Source organism: Brevibacillus fluminis, assembly GCF_003710825.1.
In the GTDB taxonomy this organism is placed as follows: Bacteria; Bacillota; Bacilli; order Brevibacillales; family Brevibacillaceae; genus Brevibacillus_D; species Brevibacillus_D fluminis.
The window spans coordinates 20,114-33,359 of record NZ_RHHQ01000004.1; the positions used below are offsets into that span (position 1 = coordinate 20,114).

The 13,246-nt window shown below is 46.2% G+C and carries 14 protein-coding genes and 1 tRNA gene; 6 read left to right on the forward strand and 9 right to left on the reverse strand.

What is annotated here, in order from left to right:
- Positions 1–161: 161 nt before the first annotated feature.
- The 3 genes from EDM56_RS02340 to EDM56_RS32165 all read left to right on the forward strand — a co-directional run bounded on the left by EDM56_RS02340 (position 162) and on the right by EDM56_RS32165 (position 2,706).
- On the forward strand, positions 162–557 hold the full coding sequence (locus EDM56_RS02340) for an Rrf2 family transcriptional regulator (protein WP_122916285.1): 396 nt from the start codon (positions 162–164) through the stop codon (positions 555–557).
- Between the two features lie 232 nt (positions 558–789).
- Complete coding sequence (locus EDM56_RS02345) at positions 790–1,308, forward strand: DUF3231 family protein (RefSeq protein WP_122916704.1); 519 nt, start codon at positions 790–792, stop codon at positions 1,306–1,308.
- Between the two features lie 1,041 nt (positions 1,309–2,349).
- Positions 2,350–2,706 (forward strand): DUF3231 family protein, encoded by a 357-nt coding sequence (locus EDM56_RS32165; RefSeq protein ID WP_122916286.1) that lies wholly within the window; start codon positions 2,350–2,352, stop codon positions 2,704–2,706.
- A gap of 232 nt (positions 2,707–2,938) precedes the next feature.
- Here EDM56_RS32165 and EDM56_RS02360 read toward each other — a convergent pair whose 3' ends face one another.
- Positions 2,939–3,232, reverse strand: a complete 294-nt coding sequence (locus tag EDM56_RS02360) for a phage holin family protein (RefSeq protein WP_342772366.1) — start codon at positions 3,230–3,232, stop codon at positions 2,939–2,941.
- A gap of 170 nt (positions 3,233–3,402) precedes the next feature.
- Positions 3,403–3,726: a hypothetical protein gene (locus tag EDM56_RS31140; RefSeq protein ID WP_148040350.1), complete on the reverse strand. Its 324-nt coding sequence runs from the start codon at positions 3,724–3,726 to the stop codon at positions 3,403–3,405.
- 425 nt (positions 3,727–4,151) lie between these two features.
- Between EDM56_RS31140 and EDM56_RS02365 the strand changes: the two genes are divergently transcribed.
- The 3 genes from EDM56_RS02365 to EDM56_RS02375 all read left to right on the forward strand — a co-directional run bounded on the left by EDM56_RS02365 (position 4,152) and on the right by EDM56_RS02375 (position 5,791).
- A tRNA-Gly gene (locus EDM56_RS02365) sits at positions 4,152–4,225 on the forward strand.
- A gap of 195 nt (positions 4,226–4,420) precedes the next feature.
- Positions 4,421–5,071, forward strand: coding sequence for a YHYH domain-containing protein (locus EDM56_RS02370; protein ID WP_122916288.1), 651 nt, complete (start codon positions 4,421–4,423; stop codon positions 5,069–5,071).
- Between the two features lie 363 nt (positions 5,072–5,434).
- Complete coding sequence (locus EDM56_RS02375) at positions 5,435–5,791, forward strand: VOC family protein (RefSeq protein ID WP_122916289.1); 357 nt, start codon at positions 5,435–5,437, stop codon at positions 5,789–5,791.
- A gap of 125 nt (positions 5,792–5,916) precedes the next feature.
- Here the strand turns inward: EDM56_RS02375 and EDM56_RS02380 are convergent, their stop codons facing one another.
- The 7 genes from EDM56_RS02380 to EDM56_RS02410 form a co-directional block, all read right to left on the reverse strand.
- Complete coding sequence (locus EDM56_RS02380) at positions 5,917–6,957, reverse strand: glycosyl hydrolase family 18 protein (RefSeq protein WP_122916290.1); 1,041 nt, start codon at positions 6,955–6,957, stop codon at positions 5,917–5,919.
- A gap of 485 nt (positions 6,958–7,442) precedes the next feature.
- Positions 7,443–7,595, reverse strand: a complete 153-nt coding sequence (locus EDM56_RS02385) for a dihydrodipicolinate synthase family protein (RefSeq protein WP_246009232.1) — start codon at positions 7,593–7,595, stop codon at positions 7,443–7,445.
- A 43-nt stretch (positions 7,596–7,638) separates the two neighbouring features.
- Complete coding sequence (locus EDM56_RS02390; protein ID WP_246009257.1) at positions 7,639–8,613, reverse strand: ABC transporter ATP-binding protein; 975 nt, start codon at positions 8,611–8,613, stop codon at positions 7,639–7,641.
- Entirely contained in the window at positions 8,579–9,622 is a 1,044-nt protein-coding gene (locus EDM56_RS02395; RefSeq protein ID WP_122916293.1) for an ABC transporter ATP-binding protein, read from the reverse strand. The genes EDM56_RS02390 and EDM56_RS02395 overlap by 35 nt, the downstream gene beginning before the upstream one ends.
- Before the next feature lie 11 nt (positions 9,623–9,633).
- Entirely contained in the window at positions 9,634–10,554 is a 921-nt protein-coding gene (locus EDM56_RS02400) for an ABC transporter permease (RefSeq protein ID WP_122916294.1), read from the reverse strand.
- 14 nt (positions 10,555–10,568) lie between these two features.
- A complete protein-coding gene (locus EDM56_RS02405; protein WP_221175958.1) occupies positions 10,569–11,519 on the reverse strand; it encodes an ABC transporter permease in 951 nt (316 codons plus the stop codon).
- 21 nt (positions 11,520–11,540) lie between these two features.
- Complete coding sequence (locus tag EDM56_RS02410) at positions 11,541–13,136, reverse strand: ABC transporter substrate-binding protein (protein WP_122916295.1); 1,596 nt, start codon at positions 13,134–13,136, stop codon at positions 11,541–11,543.
- Between the last annotated feature and the right edge of the window lie 110 nt (positions 13,137–13,246).

Below are 13,246 nucleotides of genomic sequence, written 5' to 3' on the forward strand. Positions count from 1 at the left end.
GACTTAACATATCTACAATATCCTCAAAATGAATCAAAAGTCAAGTCTCCATTTTCATGACAGGGTTATGTAAAGTGGCGAGCCTTTGACTACTCCCCCGCTTGCAATTTCCCCCCTTCGCCTATATCATGGATGTGTAAAGTCGATCATAGAGGTGTGCCATGAAGTTTTCACAAGCAACCGATTATGCGCTCCATGCGATGCTATTCCTGATCGCGGAAGCGCCGGATAAACCGATGAGCGTGCAACTGTTAGCTGAGAAACTCGGCGTTTCACAAACGTACTTATCCAAAATGATGACCAAGCTGGTCAAGGCAGGATTGATTCATTCTGTCTCCGGTGCAAACGGAGGGTACCGTCTCAAGCGAAGCCAGAGTGATATCTCCTTCCTGGATGTCATCCATGCGATTGAAGGAACCACCTCGCTTTTCGAATGCAGCTTCAACCACGGTAGCGAGTGTCTGATCCAACAGGTCGTGTTGGACGCCGAGCAGCAGATGGAGCACTTATTGCAAAGCAAAAAAATCGTGGATTTGGCAAAGAAACTGAACGGGTAACAAACTGGATAATTTGTTTGCATTTTTCGAAGGTGAAAAATCGCTGATCAAGAAGATCAGCGATTTTTTGTGGACAAATAACGCAACGCATAAAATGTTACCCAGGATTTATGTTGATAAAATTTCCTGCATAACAATTCACCCCTAGGTAAACCATAGTAAACGGGTTAATGAAACAGTTAGGAGAACCCATATGGACATGAAAACCTTATTAAATTCTGGGAGGATGTTAATGGGAATCTTAAGTGGTAATCCTCAAAATGAACCTATGCACTATGGTGAAGTTTTTGGTGTTTGGAGTTACCTCACAGTAACTAAAGGTTTGTTAGTAACATATCAAACATTCATTAACCATACCGGGGACAAGGATCTTCGTACTTTCTTGGAAGACATAACCGTAGCTATGAAACAAGAAATCGATCAAGTCGAGAACCTCTTGAAGGTAAATGGAGTTGGGTTGCCTCCAGCTCCACCAGAGCGCCCCATTGCAAACCTAGAAAGTATCCCCGTCGGTGCACGATTTAACGATCCTGAAATTGCAGCTGCCGTTTCAATAAACATTGCAGCAGGATTGGTTGCTTGCAGCCAAATTATCGGACAATGTATTCGAGAGGATATTGCCATGTTATTCGGACAATTCCATATGGCGAAAGCCCAATATGGAGCAAGACTTTTACGTATTAACAAGGAAAAAGGTTGGTTAGTTCAGCCACCACTTCATCTGCAGACCCCTGAACTCGTTCACGCTTAACGTCAGCAACACGATCAATTCTTAGGCTCCACTTCCCCTCCCTCTAAGTCCCACTTCCTTAGAGGAGGCCACTGAAAAACTGGCGTTCTTGGAAAAAACAAAGGTTTTAGGGGGAACAAATCTATCTCCCTATACGAGAAACGAGCCTTAGAAGCGATTCTATAGGCTCGTTTTTCTTTGACTGTTTTGTTGTTCTGAAAAAAGTGGACTTTTTCAGTGGCCTCCCTTAGAGAGGGGGTATTTTTTTACAAAGACGTTATTGTCCTTCTCAAAAGTAATGATGTGTTAACTCCCTGCCTAAAACACCCTTCATTTAAGTGCAACCTCGTTTAGAATAGGATAAAGCTGTAAAGTGAGGAGACTTTACGTATTTGGCAAGAAATGTTTTGAACCCATGATACACATTTAACAAATCGTGTGTTTTGTAAAGTCAGTCCCTCCTCACAATCACCGTTTTGTTAAGATATCGTTACTAATGCCGCCAAGAAGATTGTTTTTTCTTCCTTTTGCTTTATGATGTTGATGTGAGGTGATGAATTATGAAAGTACACAATTGTCCTTCGTGTAATACCTACAGTAAAGATTGTATAATCGTCATCCAGAATGCACCGCTTTTTTCGGAAGAGAGTCTAAAGTGCAGTATCTGTTCCTGGAGCGGAAAGTGGTCGGACATGGAAGTAAAAGAGTATGACATCCCATTCAACGAAGGGATTACCGACTATCATGTACTTCATTCAGATAAAGATAGAATTACATATACGGGAGGCCTTTTCCCTCATTGTGGGGAAGATGATCCTTTATGCTGGTGCCAAACAATCTCAGTACTTGGAGCATCCTGCCCGTTAGATTACTAACGTATCGTCAGTCTATGACTGTAATTTCAGCGAACAAAATTCCTACTCGCTTTCTTCACAATAGGTGGGTGCTGCGAAAATTACATCGAATCCGTTTCTTCCCTAACTCTTTTTTTAAATTACGTATGATTTGCTTTCACGCATTCTTTTTTTCAAGCAGCCCATAATAAGCTCAGGGGTGATAGTAATGCCGAGTGTATTAGAGGCTGTAGCAACTACAATGAATGCATTAATGGAAAAAGTTCCAGATCAACCTCTACATATTGGTGAGGCAATGGCTTGTTGGGTTTATCTAGGATCACTTAAAGAATCAATCGTTATTGAACAAGTTGCCTTAAACACGACCGTAGATGAGGAATTACGACAAATTTTACACAAGGCAATTGACATGTGTACCAGTCAAGCTAAGCGTCTTGAAGACTTCATGAAACATGAAGGTGTTCCGTTGCCTCCAACTTCACCGAGTAAGCCTGAATCTGACGCAGCATCTGTCCCTTTAGGTGTGAGAGCAACTGATGTAGAAATTGCAAATACGGCAGCCTAAAAGGTTACCACTGCTGTTATCGCGTCTGCGACTTCAGCTGCTCAAGCGGTTCGAAATGATGTTGGGTTAATGTGGACAGAGTTCCAAGCAGAACAAGTAACCTTCGGCGCCACTCTCAAGAACGTTATGCGCAAAAGAGGATGGTTGACGATCCCACCTGCTTTTACTCCTCCTGGAGTACCAACCACTTAATAACTCGTTTTAAGAGCCGGCTTATAGGATGAGTCGGTTTTTATTGTACACTTCCACGGCGCGCTTGATCAGCTCCGTCACCGGCAGGCCGATGCGGCCATCGTTCTCGATGTTGAACAGAAGCTCGTTTGCCAGGGAGAAAAAGCGTCACGTCCCGAATGAAATTCTGGTCGCCCAATGACGAATCGATCAGGTGCGCGATCGCAACCATGTCGGTGATAAAATCAATGACGACAACTGCTAGCAGCACACTGAGCAGTGTGGACCATCCGCCAAAAAGAAAAGAGGCTGCTGCGCCTCCGATTGCAATTGATGATTTGATGATGTTATCCATGTCTCTCTCCCTCTTTCCCTCGATGGGAACCAAAAATAGCCCCGCTAGAAACAGGGCTGGACGCAATATCATGATGTCAAAAGAAAAAAGGAGAGCCGATTTAACAGCTCCCCGATATTCCCTAAGAAAAACCCTCATGATTTCTCCTAAGGGAATATTGATACATAAGACTATTGTAGACTAGGAATCCAATCCCCCCCATTAAATGTAATAACCAAAGTACCTGACAATACACCACCATTTTGATCGGCAAATTGATTTGCGTTTACTGTAACAGTATCTCCATTTTGTGCACCAGGACTCATATAAACTTGAAACATACCACTAGGAGCATATTTTATTAGAGTCACTGTGACACCCGGGGATGTAGTCACATAAAGTTTATCTTTGAAATCTTGTAACATTGGAATTGCAGTTCCCTGAGTTACTTCACTGGAAATTACGCCCTCGGCATGAGCACTGTAATATAATGTCGCGCCAGATCCATTGTCCAAGTTATATCGCGCACCATTATTATATGAATCGTAAGGTGCTAATGCCAAAGATGATACAGTCTCGCTATTCTCGTCTTATTCCTCTCGGTTTTATAACGAGCCTACACCGTGCGAGCGCCTTTCAGCGCACACGGCGTTCCATCAGCCGTGAATCTCAATCCTCCTCACAGTAGATTTCACTTATTTCCCCACACAAAATGTAGCATTCTCCTACTGAACATATACTGAACAAAATGATCATGGAGCCATTTTTGCAGCTCCCCTTGAAAAAACTAAGAAAAATCCCCTAGTATTTCTCCTAAGGGTACCAACGCGGGGAGTTATTGGCTCTGGAATGGAAACATGAACGAACTGTTGCTACAGTTACAAAATGGAAAAAAACGTATTGACACCAACGTTTTCTACGATTAACATATTATTTACACGCGGGTGTAGTTCAATGGTAGAACTCTAGCTTCCCAAGCTAGTAGCGTGGGTTCGATTCCCATCACCCGCTCCATAAATAAGCTCGTAAAACCTTGAGAAATCAAGGTTTTTTTGTTTTGTTACAATGTTTTGTTTCGCTCGTAATGCGATCTTGGTATTTTGGTAAACGGGCTTACATAACATGGTCTAGTATCCATTTTCATTTTGACAGTTACATCACGAGAAGCATTTTGTATCATTTTCAAATATACGAAAAAAGGAGATACCGATGAAAAAAACACTGTGCACTTTATTCCTTATCCTATCTATCATTCTGCCTTTTAATGTAATCGAGGCGCATCCGGGCAGAACAGACGCCAATGGCGGTCACACATGCAGGACGAACTGTGAAAAATGGGGCTTACAATATGGAGAGTACCACTATCATAATGGTGGAAAATCCTCTAACGGATCGTCCTCCAGCCACGCTAGCGGTTCTAGCAAGCCTTCATCCAATTCCAATCCACAATCGAAGCAAACAGTTGCCCCTACCGTTCAAAAAAAGACAATCGTAGCTGTAGATAAGGGCTATGTCTTTTCCAGTCCGTATGATTCCAACGCAATCACTTCACTTTGGTACGGTTATGAAATTAAGGATTTAGGCAGCGAGTATGAAGGCTATGCTTTTATTGAGCAAGGCTACATTTCCAAATCACTGTTGGCCCAATACGCCGTAATCAAAGCAAAAACAGTGAACGTTCAAGCTGATAAAGGGTACTTCTTTTCAACACCATCCGCTTCAAGCCTGAATCGTGGATATGCCGTTAAAGGAACTGCGGTAACAATCGTTGGTGAGGGCAATGGTTTTTATTATGGCTCCACTAAAGACGCAAATGGAAATACGTTGGTTGGTTTCATTTCCAAAACCGTAGCCTATTAATCCATCAATCCATAATGGTCATAAGTGCCGTTATGGATTTTTTTATGCCCAAAAAAAGAGGAGTCGCAATCAATTGCAACTCCCTGAAAGAATAAAGCAAAGGGATCCCCTGTAGCCCTTCTGAGGAAAATTTCTGGCATTACTCCATGCTGACCTGCACTAAGTGTATCAAGCGAGTCTGAACAAAATCTGAACACTTGGGTTTTAGCATCAAGGTAATGCGCTAAAAGTTTAAGGTCCTCCCTCCCTTATCTACTCTTATCTCGCAACACTACACACATTCTTTACAATTCGTTTAACAGGATTACCCATATCGTTACCGAACATATACCTCATTCACACATAACCAAGTAGGAGGGTTTTATGTCATCTCCCATAACAAATGCGATCGGTGCTATTTTTATCCCCGTCAGCAATATTGAACGAGCCCGCCATTGGTACAGCGATCTACTCAACGTACCCCAAGTAGGGGAAATCATGTTTGGGCACATTTATTGCCTGCCAATGCAGGGCGGCACAAATGTAGTGCTGGACAGCAAAATATTTGACCCCGCTTCTGTGAGAAATGCCCCTTTGTTCCATTTCAATACAGATGATATTCACGCATCGTACCAGTTGCTCAAAGAAAAGGGCATCGAGCTGGTGACCGGCATCGAGAACGACCATTGGTTTACGTTTAAAGACCCGGATGGAAATGTTCTGATGGTGTGCAAATGCTAGCATGAAAAAAGCGGACTCGCCTTTTAGAAGGAGTCCGCTTTTTTGTTCTTTTTATTTACAGGAAAAAACGAATTGCCCACGATTGGTTCGGGTAATCGGCCTCTCTTTGACCCCTGCCAAAATTTCTACTGTAAACCCGCAGAGATCGCTTCCCAGAAACGACCGTCTTCCATACCTAGCGCATAAACCGAAACACCCGCAAGACCATAAGTGAGGGTAAAATGCGTCTTTTGCTTGATGCTGGTCACGTCTTCGTACCAAACCACATGATTGGAACCATCCGATGCCGTATAGTTGAAATACATGGAACCGGAAGTCCTGTCTCTTTTGGGAGTTGCTTTTGTATCTGCGATGAGTTGGGGGATGTCTTTCCACTCGATGAGCTGATTGCTGTCATTGGTAGGGTCAGACAAGTTCCAGTCATTCCCATACGCCGGAATTCCCATTACAATCTTTTCGGATGGAATCATAGTACGAGCAAATTGCAGGGAAGATTTGATCCAAGGCTTACTTGCAACCGAACCTGGTTCCCCCCAAACTCCATGTTCGTCATACGTCATAACCTGTATGTAATCGGCATAGGTCCCGAGCTTTTCATAATCGAAAGCACCCGACCACTCATCAGTTGGATCATCGACCGTTATTGTAGGAACTGAGACCATCGTTAAAAATCCATTCGCTTTCATCTGTATTGCAACATCGCGAACAAAATTACTCATTGCCGTCCGGTCACCCGGCAATACGGCTTCGAAATCGATGTTGATCCCTCGATAATGGTTCGTTTTCACAAGTGATACCATATTGGAAATCAATCTTTTTTTCGTTTTCGTTTTGGTTAGCACTTGATGGGAGACCTGACTGTCCCACCCGTTTGCCCCATAATTAGATACCAAAGCGTAAGGTAAGATGTTCACTGAATTTACAAAAGAAACGTCTGCTGTAGGTATCGTCCCGATAATGTTGCCATTTACATCCGTATTAAACGTATCTGTCGAAATTTGGTTCATGTAAGAATGAAAGGCAGCGAGGGAATTGTGCGAGTCGGATGTGTAGTAACCTAGAATGATTGGCGATTCTGCACTGGTTTTTGGAACATTGATGGCAAGCACACATGTTATCAGTGCAGAGATCAGAATCATAAATCGATGCATGTTTCGAATGCTCATAGAATTACCACCCCTCCTTTATGTTAGCGCGATACCATTTAGGGATCACCTTCTGATATCGGTTATTTTTCCTTTCACTTTCCTATATGACATGTGGAACGATTACATAAACTCTCTTGAAATCGCAGTAATTCTTATTTGTTTCTTCATTTTCTGTATTCAGTGAACATTAATCTTTCTTACTACTACATCCACTCACACTTACGCAGAAATCTAGACAATAGGATCGGCTACTCATTATAACATTATATCATTTTCATTTTCATCGTCTTTATAGTGGTCTTTGGATTACATATTTACCAACGAGTTTTTCTCATTTTTGGTTTATAGAATGAAAAAGACATTGTGTCATTGTAATGACTGATTCATTCTCCTTTAACACACATCGAATTGCTTTGAGTCGAAGTAACACCGTGTCGAAAAGTGGTCATGTCACAAAGAGAGGCACCAACCCACTTTGGGAGGTGCCTCTCTTTGTGTAATAATTATCCAAGCTGTTGCAGTACGCTTTGTAATGTGTTTGTTTCTTCAGCGATTAGTGGAACCATTGGAATGCGGACATCGCCGACGTTGATTCCTTTCAGATTTAGGGCTGCTTTCACCGGTGATGGGCCTGGGGCAGCAAATCGTGCTTTCATGATTGAAAGAAGTTTGCGATGGGCTGTAGCTATGCGAGTAAGCCTACCCGTATAGATGACACGCAACCTTGCGATCTGGACGCACCTGGCGCAAGGTCGGGATCACCTGGGTGCACGCCTCTTGCGCTTGGGGGCATCTGGTATGAAACACGCAGCCAGAAGGCGGATGAAGCGGAGAAGGCACCTCACCTGTTAACAAAATTCGCCATCTTTTACCTTTCGGGTCGGGATGTGGGATGGCGGATAACAGCGCCTTTGTATACGGATGGAGCGGTTCATGGAACAATGGGTCTGTCGGCGATTCTTCCACCAGATTGCCCAGGTACATAACGCCCACCCGGTCGGATATATGGCGTACTACACTGAGATCATGCGCAATGTACAGATAAGTCAATTCAAAATCGCTCTGCAGCTCTTTTAACAGGTTGATGATTTGTGATTGGATGGATACATCCAGCGCAGAAACCGGTTCATCGCACACCACGAAGCTCGGATTCAGGGCGAGCGCACGTGCCAAAACGATTCGTTGTCGTTGACCTCCGGAAAATTCATGCGGATGCCGATAATACTGATCCTCGTTCAGGCCAACGCGATCGAGCAGTTGCATCGTGCGCTCTTTGCGCTCCCGTACCGTACCAAGCGCAAAAATTCCCATCGCCTCTTCAATCGCCTCGCCGATTGGGATGCGAGGATTTAGCGACGAATACGGATCCTGGAAGACAATCTGCATTTTTTGCCGCATCGTCCGCATTTCTTCTTTACTCATGTGGGACAGGTTTTTGCCCTCGAAGAAAACATTGCCTGCGGTAGGCTCGATCAAGCGCAAAATCAAACGGCCGGTCGTGCTCTTTCCGCAGCCCGATTCCCCAACGAGGCCATAGGTTTCCCCCCGTTGGATGGTGAGCGTGACATTGCTCACCGCTTTGACGTACTCCTTTGGTGCCAAAAGGCCCTTTTTGACGGGAAAATGCTTGACGAGCCCATTAACTTGTAAGAGTGGCTGATGTGTAGTTGCCATCGAACGCACGGTCGTCCCCTCCTTCTGCAACGATTTTGGCATGATGCCAGCAGCGCACTTTATGGTCTGATTGAAAGCTCTCCAGGTCGGGCGCTTGATGGACACATTTTTCATCGGCATAGGGGCAACGCGGGGCGAAGCGGCACCCCGTTGGCACGTGATGCAAAGAAGGAACAATGCCTTTGATCACATGCAGCTTTTCCCTGCGATCTCCATCCATCCGGGGAATCGATTGCATCAGCCCCATTGTGTACGGGTGCCGGGGACATTCGAACAATCGCTCCACCGTCGTATCTTCCACAATCTGCCCCAGATACATGACCATCACACGCGAGCAAACCTCCGCAACAACGCCCAAATCGTGTGTAATAAGCATGATCCCCATATCCAGCTCCTGCTTGATCCGCTCCATCAACTCCAGAATCTGCGCCTGGATGGTCACATCCAGGGCGGTCGTCGGTTCATCGGCTATCAAAAGCCTTGGATTGCACGCCAGTCCCATTGCAATCATCACCCGTTGGCGCATCCCGCCCGACAACTGATGAGGATATTCATGGACGCGCTTTTCGGGCGAAGGAATGCCTACCAGTTTCAGCATCTCAATCGCTCGTTCCATCGCTTCTTTTTTCGTTGTTTTCTGGTGATGGATAAACGCTTCGGCAATCTGGTCGCCGATCGGGTACACCGGGTTTAACGATGTCATCGGGTCCTGAAAAATCATGGAGATGCGATTTCCCCTGACCTTTTCCATTTCGTCATTCGTCAAGGACAGCAGATCTTGTCCTTCAAACCAAATTTCGCCATCCAGCTTAGTGCCACTATGCTGCGGAAAGAGACGCAAGATCGAAAGCGAGGTCACGCTTTTCCCGCAGCCGGATTCCCCGACAAGCGCGACGGTTTCGCCCGAACGAATCTCAAACGTAATCCCGTCCACAGCGGTAACGCGGCTTTGTTCCGACGAAAAATGGGTTTTCAGGTTTTTAACATGAAGCAACGGTTCACGCTCCATCGGAATCCCCCCTATTTTTTGTTGCTTTTGTTCGTGCGGGGATCCAGCAAATCGCGAAGTCCGTCCCCTAACAAGTTCAACCCAAGCACCGTCGCCATGATCGCGATCCCAGGGAACACCATCATCCACCAAGCCTGTCGGATCAAAATGCGGCTATCGTTGAGAATATTGCCCCAGCTCGGATCCGGTGGCGGCGTTCCGACACCGAGAAAGCTGAGAGATGCTTCGGCGATCACCGCGTAGGCAAAAATGAATGTGGCCTGAATGATCAGTGGCGACAGGCAATTCGGGGCCATGTGGCGCCAGATGGTTCGTGAAGCTTTTCCACCAAGAGCGCGAATGGCCTCAATATAGGTTTGCTCACGCACCACAATAGCTGCCGAGCGCACTGCACGGGCAATGGATGGCGTATACACGATCGCAAGGGAGATCACCACATTCTCAAGACGCGGTCCAAGCGCGGCCATGATGGCGATGGCGAGCAAAATCGCAGGAAATGCCATAAACCCATCGCATATGCGCATCAGCAAATTATCCAACGACCGGTAGTACGCAGCCGTCAAGCCCAGTACCAGTCCGACCGCACAGGAAAGGATAACTACGGAGAATCCGACCAGCATCGAAATCTGGCTGCCATATATCACGCGACTGTATACATCGCGACCAAATTCATCCGTTCCGAACAAATGCTGTGAGCTTGGCTTCTGCAGACGGTCCTGCACTTTCATCTCTAGAGGATCATGCGTAGCCAACAGAGGCGCAAAAATCGCAATTATCAGAAACAACACAACGATAACCGAACCAGATACCGCTAATCGGTTCGAGAAAAACCGCCGGAGGACAAGCTTTCTTCTTTCCACCTGCTTATTTTTCTTTGCAAGATCGGTGGAAAGCGCAAGCGCCGCTGTCGACTTTTGATAAGGTACCTGCATGATGGTCCCCCCTTCTACTTCTTCTCAAAGCGAACGCGTGGATCAATGACAGCGTACAGCAAATCGACGATCAGATTGATCAGAACATAGGCACATGCAACCATCAGGACGGTTCCCTGGATGACAGCATAATCCCGGCGCAGGACGGAATTAATCACCAGTTTGCCGATTCCTGGAATATTAAACACCATCTCCGTTACGACAGCACCGCCGATTAGCGTCGCAAATGAAAGTCCGATAACCGTCAGTATCGGGATAAAAGCGTTACGGAGCGCATGCTTGTAAATCACGATCCTTTGCTTCAGCCCTTTGGCTTCAGCGGTGCGGATATAGTTTTCCCCCAATACTTCAAGCATGGAGGAACGCGTCATCCGTGCGATCAAGGCCCCCTGCATAATGCCAAGCGAAAGAGCGGGCAGGATCATGTAGGAAAGATGAGTCAGCAGTCCTTTCGATAACGGCTGGTAGCCGGCCGCGGGCAACCAACCCAACTGAACGGCAAACAGCAAAATAAATGCAAGCCCCATCCAAAAACTAGGAATAGAAATACCCAGCAATGCGATCATCATGAACGACTGATCCATCCACGTTCCCCGCCGCCTGGCTGCTGCGATGCCCAACGGAATGGCAAACAGAACGCCGATTACCTCGGCCATAATACTGAGGGAAATCGTCGGTGTAATATAGTCCCCGATCGCTTGGGTCACTGGCATATCCATAAAGATGGAGTAGCCCAAATCCCCGTGCAGCACGCCCAGTGACCAGTTGATAAATTGCAGATAGACAGGGACGTTAATGCCAAGCTGCTCGCGCAGATTGGCTAAATCCTCCTGTGTCGCTTCCGGCCCCAGCATTAAGGAGGCCGGATCACCTGGTGTCAGATGAATAATGAAAAAGCTGACGATCGCTACGACGGCCAAAACCGGTAGTAACGAAAGAATTCGATTGAACGCATAACTCCCCACTGGCACTAGCCTCCTTCAGCTCTATTGAACCGTAGCATTCCAGAACGGCATATCGATGAAGTACGTAAAGTTTTTGAGCTTCTTGTTATAAACGGTCAGGGCATGCAGATCGCCAATTTTAATGATCGGCAAATCCTCGTAATAAAGCGTCTGGATTTGATCTGCAAGCATTTTTTGCTCCGCGGGATTTATCGTGGTTCTGAATGTGTCCAGCAACGCATCCATTCTCGGGTTATGATAGCCACCGGAAAAATTGTTGCGTGAATCCAAATACATGGCCTGACTCGGATCCATATTGAGGATAAATCCGGTTGTATAAATATCCCATTTCGATACGTTCTTCGCGTCGGAAATCAAATCGATCATCGTTGGCCAGTCATAGACCTCCACCTTCACTTTGATCCCCACTTTTTCCAGCTGATCTTTGACCACAATTCCGGTTTTGTACATGTAATCGTAGGCATTGGTTGTCAAAATTTTGACTTCCTGACCTGCATAACCCGCTTCCTTCAACAGCTGCTTTGCCAATTCGGGATTATTCGGATTGAACTTGTCCTTGCCCGCATCTGAGTACAGCGCTTGCTCGCGGTACAAGATCCCCGGATCCAAGCGGTAAAAATCAGGATTTCCTGTTATCGCCATCATGATCGCATCCCGATCCAGCGCAGTACTGACGGCTTCACGCATTTTTTGATTGCCGAATACATGGCCCTCTAGATTCAAATTAATCATGCTACTGCGCTTTGGTTTGACAACGATGGCTTCCAAGTTGGGATCTGCTTTCAACTGGTCATAATTGTCGAGAGGAACATCATCGGCAAAATCGTATTCGCCCGACTGCATTCCTGCGACACGGGTCGCCTGATCCGGTACGATGTAGTAAAATAGGTCATTGATCTTCGCTTGCTTTTTCCCACCCAAACCGGTCGAAGGCATATCGACAGCCTGATAATCTGCGTATTTTTGCAGGTGGATGTACTGATCCTGTTTCCACTCAATGAGCTTGTAGGGTCCGGTTCCGATGTACTCCTTAACCCCTTGCTTCGTCGCGGAATCAATCACTTCTTTTGGCATGATCACCGCTGGTTGTGCAGGAGAAGCGATTGCGCCGAGCACGGAGGAGTTGGGCGCTTTCATGAGAAATTGCACGGTATGACTGTCTTTCGCTACAATCTCAACATTGTCCAAGGCAGCGCGAGTCGATGCGAGCTGGCCCCAACGCTTCAGGGAAGCCACGACATCGTCCGCGACCATTTCCTTGCCGTTGTGGAACTTTACCCCTTTGCGCAACGGGAAGGTAATCGTCTTGCCATCCGGGCTCACCTCGATTTTTTCGGCGAGCATTGGGATGACCTTGTACTCCTTGTCAATCGTAACGAGCGTTTCGAACAGATTGGAGCCGACAATCTGGACGATAGCCAGCGTGGACAAGTGACTGTCCAGATTGGGCGGTGATGAAGAAATGGCAATCCGCAATTGGTTTTCTCCCTTTGCGGAGGATTCTGCTGCTGGTTGGTTGCCAGACACAGTTGAGGATGGGGATGTGGACGAGCATCCGATAAAGACAACTGAAACTGCAAGAAGCATCGACAAGAACAAGCCAGACATTTTTTTCATCTGAATAACCCCCTCGTATCATCTCGTTTGAAAGCGATTTCGAAACAGTCTGCCATCTCTGTAAAAAACGAACGTCCGCCTGCGACCATTCCAATTTTCTCTAACCATTC